Below are 16447 nucleotides of genomic sequence, written 5' to 3' on the forward strand. Positions count from 1 at the left end.
TGAAATACTCTGCATAAGGAATATGCCGATATTCTATGTTAGACTAAAGCGATTATGACGATTTGTCACAGTTTAGTTTGAATGAGTGTGCCAAATCGCACAGTTAGTGTGCAGAAATGAATCCTTAGCACAGTCATGCACTTAATTTTTTCAGTTCTGATGATGGATTATGATTACCTTTTCCACTGGAATGAACTTGTTGTCCAACATTACAGAATGTCTTACGGCTGTATTTTGAAATTCAATTATCAATAAGAATCAGGAATTATCGCTATGCAACGACGTCAATTTACACTCGGAAGTTTTGGGCTCGCCTGGGGTGTTATTACGAACTGGGGATTGCAGGCTCTGGATGCAAATGTCGATGCTAAAGTTTATCGAGTCGGTGTGATTGGGCATACCGGGCGGGGGAATTTTGGGCATGGATTGGATACGGTCTGGCATGATGTTGATCGAACAGAAATCGTTGCGGTCGCGGATGCCAATGAGGAAGGATTACAGCGGGAGGTGTCCAAACTGAAACTCGATGCCAAAGCAGGCTTTATCGACTACCACGAGATGCTGCAGAAAGTTCGTCCTGAGATTGTGGCGGTCTGTCCGTGTCACCCTGATCAGCATCATGCAATGATCATTGCGGCTATTGAAGGGGGAGCGAAAGGAATTTATGTCGAAAAGCCTTTCGTCCGAACGCTCAAAGAAGTAGACGAAGTACTGGCCGCAGCGAAGAAACACAACGTAAAAATAGCAGTCGCGCATCGGAATCGATATCGCAGTGAATTACAGACGATTGATCGGCTCATTGCAGCTGACGAGATCGGCAAGTTGCTTGAGATTCGAGGACGAGGGAAATGCGATCCCCGTGGCGGCGCAGAAGATTTGTGGGTTCTCGGTTCGCACGTCTTAAATTTGATGACTTATTTTGGAGGTGCTCCGAAATCTTGTTCTGCGGTTATGCAGCAGGATGGTCATCTCGTTACGAAGCAGGATGTGCATGACGGACCAGAAGCAATTGGTCCCATCGCAGGAAACGAACTTCATGTACGATACCTGTTTGATTCAGGAGTCGTTGGATATTTTGAATCGATTGCAAACGGAGGCATTGGCAGCCACGGGTTCGGCCTGCAATTGATTGGATCAAAAGGCATAATTGAACTTCGCTGCGATGAAACCGACTTTGCTCATCTGATTCCTGGCAATCCGTTCGCACCCTCTCAAAATGGGAAACCCTGGTTGAAGATCAGTTCGGCCGGAGCAGATCTCCCGGAGCCGAATCCCAAGCATGTTTCCGGGGTTCAACATCATCAGGTTCCCTGTGAAGACTTGATATCGGCCATCGAGGAAGATCGCGATCCTCTTTGCAGTGCTAAAGAAGCAGCCCAGACTGTCGAAATGATTTCTGCTGTTTTTGAGTCTCACCGTCAGAATGGACGAACCATTTCATTCCCCCTGGAAGTGCGAGTGAACCCATTGACGCTCATGAATTAACTTATCTCTGGAATGCAAGGAGCTTTCAAGCTTCGATTCAAGCATAGAATAATGAGCCAGACTGGGTTGTACAGTTATGCCGGTTTGCGAACCGTACACGACTTTGAACCCGAAGTGTTAATTCAGGGGGGATAGGTTGAGGATGTCGGATGAAACAGTTCTGTCTGATCTAATGATTGTTCCTATGCCGAAACTGATCTGTAGGGAGAGGCACGGATTAGCCTTGGAGTTTCCCTTCAATCGCACGGCTTCTGAATGGAACAGGTACGCGTCTGATGGATCAGACTCTAATAACAGAGAGCAGGAAGACTCAGCGATTCTTTCGTGGAGAATCCGTATTCATAGCAATTACACTGATCCTTACATTTTCTGGCTGCTCGCAACAGTTCTGGCGAAAACAGGCAGACAAGGATACTTACCGAATTCTGGACGAAAAGGAATCCGATCCGCGCTGGGACAATCCGCGAAAGATTCTCACGCCCGATCCCCGGAGTCGCTTTTTCGATCCCTATCCACCCGACCATGAAGCCATGCCACCGGATGATCCGGCTGCGGCTGCCGACATGCAAAGACCTGACGGCATTCCCGGCTACAAAGGCTGGCATAAGTATGGACGTGCTCTTAGCGTCGAAAATCCCATCTGGCTGGCAAATTTCGAATTCACACCGGAAATGGTCGATGAAGCAACGGGCGAATACATCTGCCCCCTGCCCAAAATCGAGAATTTGACAATCCTCGATGCCGTCGAACTGAGTTACCTGAATGGTCGGGAATATCAGTTCCAACTGGAGCAAACTTATCTGGCGGCATTGGCACTCACGCTGGAACGTTTTCGCTTTCAGGTTCGTTATCTTGGAATCGGTGGAGGTGAACCGGGAAGCGGTTTAACTTATGAGAATGTACCGGGTGTGCAGGATTCGCTGCGAAATAATTCCCGATTTGGCGTGAGTCAACTCTTGCCGACAGGCGGTCAATGGGCGATGGAACTGGCCAATAATACCTTATGGATTTTTTCAGGTCCTAATGCCGGTACAAACTCAGCCAGTATCCTTTCGTACCGACTCGTGCAGCCTTTGCTGCTAAACGCCGGACGTAAAATTGCCCTTGAAGGTTTAACGCAAGCCGAACGAGATGTGCTGTACTCCGTACGAGACTTGGCTCGATTTCGGAAATCATTGTTCGTCGATACCGTTGGCGGTGGCTATCTGGGACTGCTCACACAGATGCAAAGTATTCGCAATCAGGAATACAACATCAGCCAGTTGGAACGACAGGTCATCGAACTCCGTGTTAATGCCGGGGCTCCTCCAGGAAACCTTGGAGCTGAACTCGAAACCTTGCCTGTTGAGCTTGTGATTCCTGATTCTCTGGCTGATAAAGTCCGGTTTGACGAAATCCAAAAAGAACTGGTTTGGTCGGGAGCAATGTCGGCTGAACAGGCACAGGAATTAACATCTTTGAGTGACGACGAACTGTTTCTCAAAACTGCACGAGAACTCGTTCAATATCTTCGCAGTGAAGTCACGCCATTTGATGTCATTCAGATTGAATCTCGCCTGGCCAGTTCCCGCATCAACTTGCTGACATCACGTCAGCGATATCAGGAAAGCCTGGATTCCTATAAAATTCAACTCGGCTTGCCACCCGATTTCGAAATGACAATAGACGATTCCGGTCTCGAACAATTCGAATTGATCGCCCCGCTCTTTGAACGACTTCTTGGCGAAATTGAAGCCTCGATCGCTATCATTGGCCTGCTTGATAACCAAGCCCCGGATCTTGAGCAAACGAAGCTGGCACTGACTGAACTCGAGAGACTATATAAGATTCTAATTGAGGAAGGTATTCCTCTGGTGAATATCGATGCCGAGAAAGTTCAGCAGAATAAACCAGAACGACTAGCCAATATCAAAGATGAAGAAACTCGCGACCGTATTCTAAGCACAATGGTTCGCGATGCTGAACAACTCGTGAACCTCAAGGGGGAGATCTCTGCTCTTTCTCGCTCCTTCGATCGAATTCGTAAATATTTGGAACAGGGGGAATCTGATCAGGATTCTCTCGTAAAGGCCATCGAAGAAACTCTGGATTTGCGTGAAGACCTCCTGGTCAAAGCTCAAGGAATGCAGGTGATCCAGGTCGGATTGCGTTCTGAATTGATCGATATCAACCGTTACGAATTCAATCTGAATGATTCCATCGGGCTGGCTCTGGAAAATCGGCTCGATTTGATGAATCAACGTGGTAGTGTGATGGATGCCCGCCGAACGGTTGATGTGATTGCCAATCGACTGAAATCCGCGGTGGATGTTGTTGTTGAAGGGGATATTCGTACAGAGCCTGGCACGAGCAGACCGTTCGACTTTAGTGGACAAAGCAGCAGTCACCGAGTAGGAGTTCAGTTTACTGCCCCATTAGATCAGGTTGCAGAGCGAAACCAATACAGGGCGGCGCAGGTTAATTATCAGAGAGCTCGACGGGATTACATGGAATTCGAGGATAATGTGAAGCTCCAGATCCGGACTTCATGGAGAGATTTGCAGGTTTTAGAGCAAAATTTGGAAACAGCACGTCAATCTTTACGTATCAATGTGTTACAATATGATCAAGCTGTTGAAGAATCGAATGCTCCGGGTGGGAACACGAACTCGGGGGTTCGGGGTCGAAACCTGATTGATGCTCTTAACAATATTCTCGATTCCCAAAACCGTCTTGTCCTAATTTGGGCAAATTACGAGCGATCGCGACTTGCGATTTATCGTGATATGGGAATTATGGAAATAGATGAACAGGGCATGTGGATTGATCCGTTTTACCAACGGCTATACGATTCCCAAGACGCCGGTATCGATTCCGGTATCGGAATCGAACCCAACCAGTTCTGCCCTCCACTGACACCTGCAGGTGAAATTGACCTCACCCTCCTGCCACTGAGTGAGACTAAACTCACAGGACCGAACGATTATGGCAACGACAGCTCCGGAAAAAATGAATCGGGATCCGATGTCGGATTCGAACACGCAGACGTTCCCGGAATACCACCAGCCTCGCAAGAAGAGCGGCCGTTTGTGGCTGATCCTTTGCGGTGGAGTCCTGGTGCTGGTTTCGGGGACGATGTACGCGATGGGGGCGTTTCAGACCTCCGAGGACCCGACTTCTTCCGAGAACTCGGCGGCATCTCCCAATCAGACTCCGGCAGAAAAGTCCCCCTGGTACCAGCCTCTGAACAACATGGTCGGTTCGTGGTTCCCGAGTAGTTCCTCACTTCCTGCAAATGTGATTACGAAACCGGTCTCGCGCGGTAAATTTCGGATAACGATCAACGAACGAGGTTTTCTCGATAGCCAGCGTAACGAAACACTCACGTGCGAGGTTCCCGGATCGACTACCATCATCTCGATTGTCGATGAAGGGGTTTCTGTGAAAGAGGGAGACGTCGTTGTCGAACTGGATTCTTCTTCTCTTCAAGAAAAAGCCCGGCAGCAGGAAATTGATGTCACTCAGGCCGAAGCCAAACTGTCGACTGCTAAAGAGAATCTCGAAATCCAAAAAACACAAAATACTTCGGACATTGCTTTCGTCGAACTCTCTCTCGAATTAGCGGAACTTGATTACAACAAATACATCGAAGGAGAGTTGCCTCAGGAACGCGACAAAATTACAGGACAGATTCGCCTCAAGGAAGAACAACTCGCCCGTAAAAGGGAATCCTACGAGTTCACCAAACGGCTCGCCAAAAAGGGATACCGCAGTCAGTCCGACCTGGAAGCAGAGCGAATCGCAGTTACTCAGGCCGAAATTGAATTACGCGTTGAACAGGAAAATTTTCGCGTTTTGGAAAACTTCACTTCTAAGCGGACAATACGTGAACTTGAAGCCGACGCAACAGAATTCGTGCGTGAACTCGACCGCGTCAAACGTCAGGCCAGTGCCGCACTCTCGAAAGCGGAAGCTGAATATCAATCGGCTCTGCTGACACTTGAAGTTGAAAAAGAAAAATACAACGAATGGCTTCAGCATATTGAGTTTTGCACCCTCAAAGCTCCGCAGGATGGCCAGATCGTTTACGCCAACGCCTCCAGTGGATCCCGTCGTGGTGGTTCCTCCGAACCAGAAATTTACGAAGGGGCAACCGTTCGCGAACGTCAGGCACTGCTGAAAATTCCCGATCTGACAAAAATGAAAATCGATGCCCGAATTCATGAATCGATGATCAGCAAACTCGATTTAGGTCTGCCAGTCATCATTCGAGCCGATGCCCAACCAGGTGAAGTCTTCAATGGCGTTGTTTCACAAATTTCCTCGGTTCCCCTTTCGGGCTCCTTTCCGAATCAAGACATCAAAGAGTATCAAATCGCTGTCAATCTGACAGATCCCCCTGAGCGGGTGAGATTACTTCGTCCAGGAATCTCCGCTGAGTTTGAGGTTGTGGTGGATGATCGTGACAACGTATTACAAATTCCCGTACAAGCTGTTGTTCAGGTTGGTCGCGATTACTATGCCTGGGTGGTGAAAGGGAAATCGGTCGAACGTCGAAAAATCAAAGTGGCCAATTCCAACGATACCGACCTCGAACTCCTCGAAGGCGTGAATCAGGGTGAGAATGTGATCATGTCACCACGGTCTTTGTTTGCAGATGAAATCACGCAACTCGAAGAAGTCCGCATCGCAGAACTGGCCGAAAATGGGGAAGACGATTCCGCAAACGTTCAAACCGAGTCCTCCAAACCGAAAGCAGATCGAAAAGGGGGGGCTGATAAACCTAAGGGCAATCGCCCTGCAGGTGGTCCTGGTGGTGGAGACCCTGCTGCCTTTTTCCAACGGATGGATAAAGATGGCGATGAGGCATTGAGCAAATCGGAATTGCCCGAACCAATGCAGGCCATGTTCGACACCGCCGACTCTGACTCCAATGGCTCACTCAGCCTGGACGAATGGAAAGCTGTGGCCGCTAAGCGAAATCGGTAATTCGAACGTGCCTGAATTTTAAAGGCTCACTTCTGGAATGCCCAGCGATGTCTTCGGGGACCTGAAAATCCATTTCACTTGTCTGACTGCAGATCACCTACGAAACCTGACTTTACCATGGCTTATGCTGCCCGCCTCATCGACTTGACCAAGCACTACCACTTAGGTGATGTCGTCGTGAAAGCCCTGCGGGGCGTCAGTCTGGATATCCCAGAAGGTGACTTCATCGCCATCATGGGATCTTCCGGAAGTGGTAAAAGTACAATGCTGAATCTGATGGGTGCTCTCGACCGTCCCACCTCAGGTTCTTATCTGCTGGCCGGTAAGGATGTCGCCACACTCAACGATGACGAACTCTCTGCCATCCGCAACGAACTGATTGGATTCATCTTCCAGTCCTTCCATTTGATTCCACAATATACGGTTCTGGAAAACATCCTGCTGCCCCTGCAGTACCGGCCCAACGGCGAGGATATCTCGGAAAAAGACGAAGCTCGAGCTGCCTACATCGCCGACCGTGTCGGTCTGGGAGATCGACTCGATCACAAACCGTTTCAGCTCTCCGGAGGACAACAGCAGCGCGTGGCCATCGCCCGTTCGCTGATTAACGATCCTCAAATCATTATGGCTGATGAACCGACCGGAAACCTCGACTCGGCAACCGGTGAGGAAATCATGAAACTTCTTAAAGAGCTCAATGCCGAAGGTCGTACCATTATCATGGTGACCCACGAACCTGAAATTGCCCAGCAAACTAAAACTCAAATCTACATGAAAGACGGCCTCATCGCCGGCCAGGGCGTTTTCCCAGGACACTGAACTGTTTGCAAAGTTCAACAGGACTCACGTTTAATTCCGCGACTCAATCCTGCAATCGAATATCAACACTATTACGATGAGCGGTCAGGCCTTCTTTGTCAGCCAGCAGGCGGACATTATCCGCGTCGTGCTGGAGAGCAGCTTTATCGTAGGAGATGATGGACGAGCGTTTCAGGAAGTCGTTGGCACACAAACCGTTGGCAAAACGAGCGGTTCCGCCAGTCGGAAGAACGTGTGAAGGACCTGCGACATAATCTCCTAAAGCAACTGGCGTATAATGCCCCAGGAAAATTGCTCCGGCGTTCTGCACTTGCTTAAGCATCGCTTCGGGATCAGCTGTCGAAATGTGCAAGTGTTCTGTGGCAAGACGATCGGTGGTTATCGCGGCTTGCTCTGCTGAGTCTGCCAGGATCAACGTACTGTAATCCTCCAGAGATTGCCGAGCTAAATCGCCGCGAGAGAGCAGTCCCAATTGTCGATCCAATTCGGCATGGACGGCTTTGAGCAGCGGTTCGTGCCAGGTGATCAGCACGGCTGAGCCGGGGCTGTGCTCGGCTTGTGAAATCAAATCGCTGGCGACGAAACGAGGATCGGCGGATTCATCGGCTAATACAATCACTTCACTTGGGCCGGCGATGCTGTCGATATCGACCTCTCCAAAGACAAGCCGTTTCGCCAGTGCGACAAACAGATTTCCAGGTCCGACAATTTTATCGACCTGCGGCAAACCTTCGACGCCGTAAGCCATCGCCGCGACCGCTTGTGCCCCCCCTGCCCGATAGACTTCGGTGACTCCCAATTCATGACAGGCAGCGAGCAGATCGGTGTTATAGCTGCCGAAATCTGTAGGAGGAGCGACGACTGCAATTTCCTGTACGCCAGCTGTCTGAGCCGGCACTGCTGTCATTAATAATGTCGAAGGATACGCAGCTGCACCGCCAGGCACACAAATACCAACCCGTTTCATCGGCAAATAGCGTTGCCGCAATTCCACACGGCCCTGACCGAAATCTCGGACTACCTTTACATCTCTGCTCAGAATCGCCGATTGAAATTCGTGGATATTGTCTCGAATCTGTCGAATTGTTTTCAGATATGTCGGGTCTGCTTTTTGATGAGCCTCTTCAAGTTCTGCAGCCGAGACTCGAAAAGATTCCGGTTCAATTTCTTTGCGATCGAGCTTAGCCGTATATTCGAGAACGGTTTTCAATCCGCCAGATTTCACCTCTGCACAAATGCGTTCGACAACCTGTTGAGGAGTCAGCGGTTCTCCGAACAATTCAATCGTTCGTTGTCGTCCGGCTGCAGAAACCACATTTCCCTGCGGGCTCAACTTCTCCCGCAACTCTTCAAAGAGTCGCTCCGCATCGGGATCAGAAAGACGAATCATCGGGATTTTGACAGACTCAGACAAAACAGCACCTCTTAATATGTTCAATTCCGCATTGATTTTATGCAGATGGAAATTCGCTTAACTCTTATTCAATCGGGTTGAATAACGTATCCTATCTCTTGCTGAAATTTCATCAATTCGCAGATCAAAAAAAACTGATTACAATTTTTCAAATATCACCATTACTTATATTGGACCACCAAGGTACGAAGTGACAAAGAGTCCACTCAATTAGGCCACTAACAACGTCCCTTATTTTAATCGTCACTCTGCTTTTCACAAAACTCTTCGTGTCTTGGTGGTAAAAAAGAAATAATATCGTTTTGGAGTCAAATCATGATTGATTTACGCAGCGACACCTTCACAAAACCAACTCTCGCCATGCGACAGGCGATGTTTGATGCGGAAGTTGGCGACGACATGGTGGGTGAGGATCCAACCGTTAATCGGCTCGAAGCATATTGCTGCGAACTGTTTGGGAAGCAAGCTGCCGTGTTTTGCTGTTCGGGAACACAGTCGAATCAAGCCGCTTTGTGGGCGCATTGTCGACCGGGAGATGAAATCCTGATCGAAAGCCATGGGCACCTTGCCAATTACGAAGGCGGAGCCCCGGCTGCTTTAACAGGAGTGAGCGTGCAGTACATACAAGGAGTTGGCGGCATGCTTGATTTGGAACATCTGAAAGGACGTAAACGCCCCCCTGAGCAACACTTTCCGCAATCGAAAGTTTTGTGTCTGGAGAATACGACCAACATCGGTGGCGGAAGAGCCTATCCGCTGGAACAATTACAGCGAGTCACCGAATGGGGCCGATCCAACGATTTGATTTGCCATCTTGATGGTGCTCGAATCTTCAATGCCTGCACAGCTCGGAATTATTCCCCTGCTCAAGTTGCAGAGCTTTTCGATACGGTCAGTATCTGCTTTTCGAAAGGACTCGGCTGTCCGATGGGGTCAATGCTGGTGGGCAATGAAGCCGTCATTCAACGAGCCAGACGAGCCCGGAAATTATTTGGAGGAGCGTTAAGACAATCCGGTATCGTTGCCGCTGCAGCTCTCTATGCGTTGGAAAATCATCAGGATCAACTCGCAGACGATCATCGAAACGCGTATCGATTCGCCGAACAGATCAGCCAGGTTCCAGGACTGACAGTTCCTATGGACGAAGTGGAAACAAACATCGTGTTTATCAAAGTCAGCGAGGAATTAGGTACGGCTGAAGAAATCGCGAATCGTTTTGCTGCCCTGGGCCTGAAAATGTACGACATCGGACCACAAAGAATACGAGCCGTTTTTCATCGAGATATCGATGCCGAAATGACCGAACAAGCCGCTAAGATCGTTCAGCAAGCGATTGCAGCAGCAGTTTAAACATTTGTTGCAGTAAGTCATCCAGACGACAGAGCCTTAACGTGTGTTCTTCTGTCTGTTGTGTGTATTCATCCGGTAAGAGTAAACGATTCACTTCAATACTCTGTTCTGGATTTCGATAACCGATCCCAACATAGACAACTCCATCAAGTTTCTCATCTTTGTCACAGGGACCGAGATTGCCCGTTACGGAAACAGCGATCCCGGCATGTGGGGTTGTCTTGAGAACTCCCTCAACCATCAATCGAGCGACAATTTCACTGACGGGACCGGGTTGAATAAGAATTTCATTCGGAATCCCCAACCAACTAGACTTTGTCTCATTCTGATAAGTGACGGCTGAGCCGCACAAATTATTCGAGATGCCTGGGATTCTCCCCAGTGTCGCTGCGAGTGAACCGCATGTACAACTTTCTGCAAAGACGATGTTCAGTTTCAATCTTTGTAAATCATCTGCAACCTGATGTGCAATTCTATCGATGGGATTCATGGATCGATTACAACCCCTTGCGAAGTTCATAAAGTCGATCCAGAGCCGCTTTCGGAGTCAAACTGTCCAGATCAAGATGTTTAAGTTCTTCGAGAATTGGATGCGGTGGCGGCTCGAAAAGGTTGAGCTGTCGCTGAGTCGCCTTGTCTGTTTGACGGGGAGGAATGGTCGACTTCCCCTGCTCATCCGTTTTTTCTGTTTCGAGGGTATCCAGAATTTGATTCGCCCGGGTAATAACCTGCCCTGGTACTCCTGCCAGCCGAGCCACGTGGATCCCGTAACTTTTATCGGCTGACCCGGGTACGATTTTGTGCAGGAAGATGACATCGCCATCACTTTCGTGCACGGCGACATTCCAGTTACGGATTCCGCTTAACGTCTCAGCAAGATCGGTTAACTCGTGATAATGAGTCGCAAACATCGTCCGGGCTCCGGTGATGTCGTGTAGATACTCGGTAATCGCCCAGGCCAGCGAAAGTCCATCGTAAGTGCTGGTCCCACGACCAATTTCATCGAGAATCACAAGCGAACGATCTGTCGCTGTGTTGAGAATACGAGCGGTCTCAGTCATTTCCACCATGAATGTGCTTTGACCTTTGCTCAGCTCGTCACTGGCTCCAACGCGAGCAAATATTCGATCGACAATCCCGATTCTCGCTTCACTGGCTGGAACGAAAGATCCCGTCTGAGCCATCAATGTAATGAGAGCAGCCTGACGAATATACGTACTCTTACCGGCCATGTTCGGACCAGTAATCACCTGTACGCGACCGTGATCGAGCGAAGGTAGAGTGTCTGCTTCTGTCTGTCCCTCTACCGCAGTGGACTCCACATCATTGCCCAGTAGAACATCATTCGGTACAAACTGACCACTGGGCAGCATCTGATCGAGAACGGGATGCCGACCTTCTCGAATATCGAGAACGGGAGACAGAGTTAATTCCGGGCGGCAGTAACGGTGTTCCATAGCCGTATGAGCAAAACAGGTCAGCACATCCAGCTCGGCCAGAATTATAGCTGTCTGTTGGAGCCTTGTCAGATGTTGCCCGACCATTTGCCGCAATTCATGAAACAATTCCGCTTCAAGTGCGAGCGATTGCTGATCGGCGGTGAGCACTTTCTCTTCATGCTCTTTGAGTTCGGGAGTGATATACCGTTCCTGATTTTTCAGCGTCTGCTTACGATGATAATCGTCAGGAACTTTATTGAGTTGTGCAGCAGTCACTTCGAGATAGTAACCAAAGACTTTATTGAAACCGACTTTCAGGTTCGTGATTCCTGTCCGCTCAATTTCACGAGCCTGATAGGCAGCGATCCATTCTTTTCCTCCGCGAGAAAGTTCGCGCAGTTCATCGAGTCGTTCGTTAAAGCCGGGACGGATCAAATCGCCATCGGTCAGATTGAGAGGTGGTTCATCAACCAGACAGGGCTCGATGGCTGCACGGACATCTTCACATAAATCAATTCGGCTTTCGAGATCCTGCAACCGATTCGATTTTCGAGCCGCCAGCAGAGCTTTTGTCTTCGGCAACATTTTGAGCGTGCGTGCCAGCCAGACGAGATCTCTTGGATTACATCGCCCGGTCGCCACGCGAGCCGCTAAGCGTTGCAAATCGTAAGTTTCGTCCAGTTCCGATCGAATATCCCGATTCAATCCACTGTTTTGTGTCAATTCTTCAACAGCATCGGCGCGAGAGACAATCACTTCGAGATCCGTCAAAGGATTCGCAATCCAGTCTGCCAGAAGCCTCGCTCCCATCGGCGTGACAGTTTGATCGATCACCTGCAGCAACGAACCGTGTCGATGTCCGCCACGCAGCGTCTGGGTTAACTCCAGGCTTCTACGAGTCGCTTCGTCAATATGGACTGTATTTTCAGACCGATAATTCTCCAGCTGCGTCATATGATCGAGCGAAGTCCGCTGCGTTTCCTGCACATATTCGAGCAACACACCCGCTGCGACAACACCGTGAGAAGAATCTTCAACATCGAATCCTTCGAGCGACTGCGTACGAAAATGTTTTTTTAACCGATCCAGACAGGTATCTGCCACATACGACCAGGGCGGACGTTCTGTCAGTACGGTTTCGTTCAATGTTAAAGCGGACTCTGCGAAGACACCATCATCTTCCAGCCCCTGGGGGATCAATAACTCCGCGGGTGATAACCGAGCCAGTTCATCGGCCAGATCGGAAGTTGAGCAGGTCGTCAATTGAAAACGGCCTGTTGAAAGTTCGAGCCAGGCTAAGCCGACGGATTTTTTATGAACTGAAACCGAGACCAGGAAATTACTTGTTCGGGGATCGAGCAGTGAATCTTCGGTTAAGGTGCCCGGAGTCACGACTCTGGTGACTTCACGTTTAACAAGTCCTTTGGCCTGCTTGGGATCTTCAACCTGCTCACAAATCGCAGCCCGGTGACCGGCTCGAATCAGTTTTTGCAGATAATTGTCGAGCGCATGATAAGGAAATCCAGCCATCCCTATCGGATTTGAAGATCCCTTATCCCGGCTTGTAAGCGTCAATCCTAAGACTTTGGCAGCGACTTCAGCATCTTCGTAAAATAGTTCGTAGAAGTCACCCATTCGAAACAAAAGCAGACTATTTGGATGCTGCTTTTTGACTTCAAGATAGCGTTCCATCATCGGCGTCAGTTTGGGAGCTGGCTTTTTCTTTTTCTCATCAGCTTTTTTATTTGTCTCGGATTCACTTTTGGAATCACTGATTTTGGTGCTGGAATCCGCCATTTTGGGATGAAAGTCCATTCTCGATTGTTAATTCGGGTCGCCTAATTTCAACTGCTTAGCATATCAGGTTTGTCCGAAAATTGTCACTCTCTGGCAGCGTCTGACCGAAGTCGCTAAAGTTCAAAACAGGGTAGAATTCTGAATGATCGATTTGCTAGAATTCAACCTCTGCTCACAAAACAAATAGAGTCTGGCAGTTGGATACAATCATTTTAAGAAGCACACCAACTTAAGAATAATTTTCAATTGCCATCGAGACAAAACATTCTCAGTTAGACATATAGATAGAGTTTCACAGGAGCGCACGATGCGAATGACACCGAAACGATCTTTTCAAAAAACTTTCTGTCCTCTCCTCATACTCCTCCTCGGCTATACAGTTCTGGAATCGCAACAAGCCAATCTCCTGAGGGCCGATGAAGAAGTTGTCGAGAACGCGAAAGAAGCTGATGATGCAGCAATTGCAGCCGAACCCACAACCATCAAAGTCGAAACAACCGAGTTTCTACCCACGGTTAGCACAACGGGAATTTTCGTTGGGCTTGATGCGGATCAAATTATTCTGACTCCCAAAGCCTGGACAACTCTTAAGGTTGTCGATGCAGTTGAGCATGGCGAAACCGTGATGGAGGGAGACCCGTTAATCGTCTTGGAAACCGAGGATCTCGATAAAGCCATCGACAAAGCGGAAAAGAAATTGGTCACAACGACTCTATCTTTACGTATGGCAACCGATGAACTTCGATTCCTTAAGGAATCGACAGCAATGGATCTTGAGCAGGCCAATCGCAGTGCAGAAGAAGCCAAAGACAACTTGGACTATTATTTGAATGTGCAGGAACAGGAAGATCTGAAATCGGCTGAATTGAATCTAAAGTTTTCTGAGTATCAACTGGAATATGCTCAGGAGGAACTTAATCAGCTGACACAGATGTATGAAGCCGATGATCTGACTGAGCAGACCGAGGAAATTGTCCTGCTCAGAGCCAAGCGAGATGTTGAAATGGCTAAGCGTTCGGTCGAGCGGGCGAAACTTCGTCATGATCGTTTGATTGAAGCATTAATACCTCGCGAAAAACAGGGAATGATCGACTCTCAAGCCCGAGCCGCTTTAACACAGGCTAAAACAGTTGTCTCTTTACCAATGATGATTCAGAAAAAAGAACTCGACATCGAACAGATGCAACGCGATCTTGCGGAGAGCAAAGAAAAACTGGCCGAAATGAAAGCCGACCGCAAAGGCATGACCATCCTGGCTCCGCGTTCTGGAATCGTTTTTTATGGACAGGAAAAACTTGGAAAATGGTCGGAAATCAGTACTCGGGAAAAGCAATTGATTCCCGGGGGATCGGTTTCTGCCAACAGTGTTCTAATGACCGTTGTCGATCCTGACCTCCTCTCCGTCGTGGCAGATTTGACTGAAGAACAACTGGCAGAAGTGGAATCTGGACAATTGGCGATCGTCAAACCGAAATCTATGCTCAACGGCCAAATGTATGCTCAGGTTGTTGAAGTGGATTCGGTCGCACAAAGTGATGGGAAATACAAAGCCACGTTACGTTTGCGACGAGCCGATGCCGATAATGACGGACTGGTTCCGGGAATGACCTGCGATGCTAAAATCCGCATCAAAAAATCTGCTGAAGCGATCATGATTCCGACATCTGTGATTCATCAGGATGAATTTAGCGAACAGGATGGCCCGTATGTCTGGATTGCTGGTGATGAACCCAGGAAGCAACCCGTTACGCTTGGCTTGGAAAGAGACAAGAAACAGGAAATCCTCGAAGGATTGAAAGTTGGGGATGAAATTCTGAAGAAAGCTCCCACGAAGTAAGTCCAGATCGTTCAAATTAAATGTGAATATATTCGCTCGGACGTTTTCAATTTCATTGAGATTGAAACGTCCGAGCGATTTCAATAATTTCCCTGCAAAAAGTATCGCTCTTATGTCTGAATCAGAAATTTGGGAACTGTGTGGAGAACAAGCGGAAGCGAATCTTAAAATTACTTCTGCAGAAATCGATGGCTCTCCTGAAGGCTGGTTTGTCACAAAAACGACCATGAAAGCTGGGCTCTCAGCGGGTGTCGAAGTGATCGAAGTCAGTAATGGCGCCCAGTCACTTTTCATATTGCCGACACGTGGCATGGGGCTGTGGAAGATTCAAGCGGGAGACTTACGTGTCGGTTGGGATTCCCCGGTCAAACAGCCCGTTCATCCTGCTTTCGTCGACCTGAAGAGTCGCAACAAACTGGGATGGCTGGATGGCTTTAACGAACTGGTGACCCGATGCGGGCTCACTTCCAACGGTCCTCCCGGCATCGACGAAACCGCGGGAGCGATTGAATCGGACATCACTCTCCACGGTCGAATTGCCAATCTCCCGGCGACTTCAGTGACATTTCAATTGATTGAATCCGATGGTAAAACTGAAATTGTCGTTCGAGGGACAGTCTCGGAAGCGACGCTGTTTGGGCAACATCTCGAATTAGTTTCAGAATACCGAACAGCTCTCAATTCTCACGAAGTCACAATGACAGATTCTGTGACCAATCGTTCTGGACGCGGAGCCGAGTTGCAATTGCTGTATCACATTAATATCGGCAGTCCCATTCTTGAAGAGGAGAGTACCTGGCATGCTCCCCTGAAAAGACTCACGCCTCGTGACGCTCGCGCCACCGAAGAGCTCGATACCTATTCCACATATCGCGAACCCACAACTGGTTATGCCGAGGAAGCCTTCTTCTGCAAACCAATTTCCGATAGCGACGGATTCACTCCTGTTCTACTGACCAATGCCAGTCAGACAGAAGCGGTCAGTCTGGATTTTGAGACGGCTGCCCTGCCCTGCCTGACGATCTGGAAAAACACACAATCACTGGCGGATGGTTACTGCACAGGCCTGGAGCCGGGGACAAATTACCCCAACTTCAAAGCCCAGGAACGACGGGAAGGACGCGTCGTCAAAATGGCGGCAGGAGCCAGCTGGCAGGCTTCGATGAAACTTTCCGTGCTGACAGATTCCCAGAATATCTCCAATCAACTTGATCGAATTTTAGAATTGCAATCACAAGCAGAACTGCAAATTGATCGAAATCTGGCCCAAGGAATTTCGGGTGATCAATAATTGTAATTTCGCTGCAGGTCAGGATGTGCCTGACCTGCAGCGAAACA

General features: G+C 48.9%; 10 protein-coding genes. 7 read left to right on the top strand and 3 right to left on the bottom strand.

All coding sequences use genetic code 11. The annotated features are described in order from the left end of the window. Positions 1–273: 273 nt before the first annotated feature. From Pan54_RS10470 to Pan54_RS10485, 4 genes are all read left to right on the top strand, one after another. Positions 274–1485, top strand: a complete 1212-nt coding sequence (locus Pan54_RS10470; protein WP_146503435.1) for a Gfo/Idh/MocA family protein — start codon at positions 274–276, stop codon at positions 1483–1485. Positions 1486–1760: 275 nt separating this feature from the next. Beyond that, positions 1761–4742: a TolC family protein gene (locus Pan54_RS10475; protein WP_146503436.1), complete on the top strand. Its 2982-nt coding sequence runs from the start codon at positions 1761–1763 to the stop codon at positions 4740–4742. Further along, a complete protein-coding gene (locus Pan54_RS10480) occupies positions 4717–6453 on the top strand; it encodes an efflux RND transporter periplasmic adaptor subunit (protein WP_165441706.1) in 1737 nt (578 codons plus the stop codon). Before Pan54_RS10475 ends, Pan54_RS10480 begins: the two co-directional genes overlap by 26 nt. Before the next feature lie 117 nt (positions 6454–6570). Continuing rightward, on the top strand, positions 6571–7272 hold the full coding sequence (locus Pan54_RS10485) for an ABC transporter ATP-binding protein (protein ID WP_146503438.1): 702 nt from the start codon (positions 6571–6573) through the stop codon (positions 7270–7272). A 43-nt stretch (positions 7273–7315) separates the two neighbouring features. Here the strand turns inward: Pan54_RS10485 and hisD are convergent, their stop codons facing one another. Beyond that, the gene (gene hisD / locus Pan54_RS10490; RefSeq protein ID WP_146506390.1) at positions 7316–8662 is read right to left on the bottom strand and encodes a histidinol dehydrogenase; all 1347 of its coding nucleotides are present in this window, start codon (positions 8660–8662) and stop codon (positions 7316–7318) included. Positions 8663–9001: 339 nt separating this feature from the next. On the opposite strand from hisD, the gene Pan54_RS10495 reads away from it, so the two are divergent. Continuing rightward, entirely contained in the window at positions 9002–10036 is a 1035-nt protein-coding gene (locus tag Pan54_RS10495; protein WP_242631279.1) for a threonine aldolase family protein, read from the top strand. On the opposite strand, the gene Pan54_RS10500 is transcribed toward Pan54_RS10495, so the two are convergent. Both Pan54_RS10500 and mutS read right to left on the bottom strand, forming a co-directional pair. Beyond that, on the bottom strand, positions 9999–10526 hold the full coding sequence (locus tag Pan54_RS10500; protein ID WP_165441707.1) for a CinA family protein: 528 nt from the start codon (positions 10524–10526) through the stop codon (positions 9999–10001). The genes Pan54_RS10495 and Pan54_RS10500 overlap by 38 nt on opposite strands. Positions 10527–10533: 7 nt before the next feature. Beyond that, positions 10534–13170 carry a DNA mismatch repair protein MutS gene (mutS, locus tag Pan54_RS10505; protein ID WP_390621947.1) on the bottom strand — a complete coding sequence of 879 codons (2637 nt, stop codon included), beginning with the start codon at positions 13168–13170 and terminating at the stop codon, positions 10534–10536. A 409-nt stretch (positions 13171–13579) separates the two neighbouring features. Here mutS and Pan54_RS10510 point away from each other — a divergent pair, with 409 nt between their 5' ends. Continuing rightward, complete coding sequence (locus tag Pan54_RS10510; protein WP_146503442.1) at positions 13580–15109, top strand: efflux RND transporter periplasmic adaptor subunit; 1530 nt, start codon at positions 13580–13582, stop codon at positions 15107–15109. A gap of 112 nt (positions 15110–15221) precedes the next feature. Beyond that, positions 15222–16400: an aldose 1-epimerase family protein gene (locus Pan54_RS10515; protein ID WP_146503443.1), complete on the top strand. Its 1179-nt coding sequence runs from the start codon at positions 15222–15224 to the stop codon at positions 16398–16400. The last annotated feature ends 47 nt before the right edge of the window (positions 16401–16447 follow it).

Source organism: Rubinisphaera italica (assembly GCF_007859715.1).
In the GTDB taxonomy this organism is placed as follows: domain Bacteria; phylum Planctomycetota; class Planctomycetia; order Planctomycetales; family Planctomycetaceae; genus Rubinisphaera; species Rubinisphaera italica.

Bases quoted from the DNA above. Each gene is read 5' to 3' on its own strand.
- Pan54_RS10470 (WP_146503435.1), top strand. From the start codon at position 274: ATGCAACGACGTCAATTTACACTCGGAAGTTTTGGGCTCGCCTGGGGT.
- Pan54_RS10475 (WP_146503436.1), top strand. From the start codon at position 1,761: ATGGATCAGACTCTAATAACAGAGAGCAGGAAGACTCAGCGATTCTTT.
- Pan54_RS10480 (WP_165441706.1), top strand. From the start codon at position 4,717: ATGGTCGGTTCGTGGTTCCCGAGTAGTTCCTCACTTCCTGCAAATGTG.
- Pan54_RS10485 (WP_146503438.1), top strand. From the start codon at position 6,571: ATGGCTTATGCTGCCCGCCTCATCGACTTGACCAAGCACTACCACTTA.
- hisD (WP_146506390.1), bottom strand. From the start codon at position 8,662: ATGATTCGTCTTTCTGATCCCGATGCGGAGCGACTCTTTGAAGAGTTG.
- Pan54_RS10495 (WP_242631279.1), top strand. From the start codon at position 9,002: ATGATTGATTTACGCAGCGACACCTTCACAAAACCAACTCTCGCCATG.
- Pan54_RS10500 (WP_165441707.1), bottom strand. From the start codon at position 10,526: ATGAATCCCATCGATAGAATTGCACATCAGGTTGCAGATGATTTACAA.
- mutS (WP_390621947.1), bottom strand. From the start codon at position 13,170: ATGATGGAACGCTATCTTGAAGTCAAAAAGCAGCATCCAAATAGTCTG.
- Pan54_RS10510 (WP_146503442.1), top strand. From the start codon at position 13,580: ATGCGAATGACACCGAAACGATCTTTTCAAAAAACTTTCTGTCCTCTC.
- Pan54_RS10515 (WP_146503443.1), top strand. From the start codon at position 15,222: ATGTCTGAATCAGAAATTTGGGAACTGTGTGGAGAACAAGCGGAAGCG.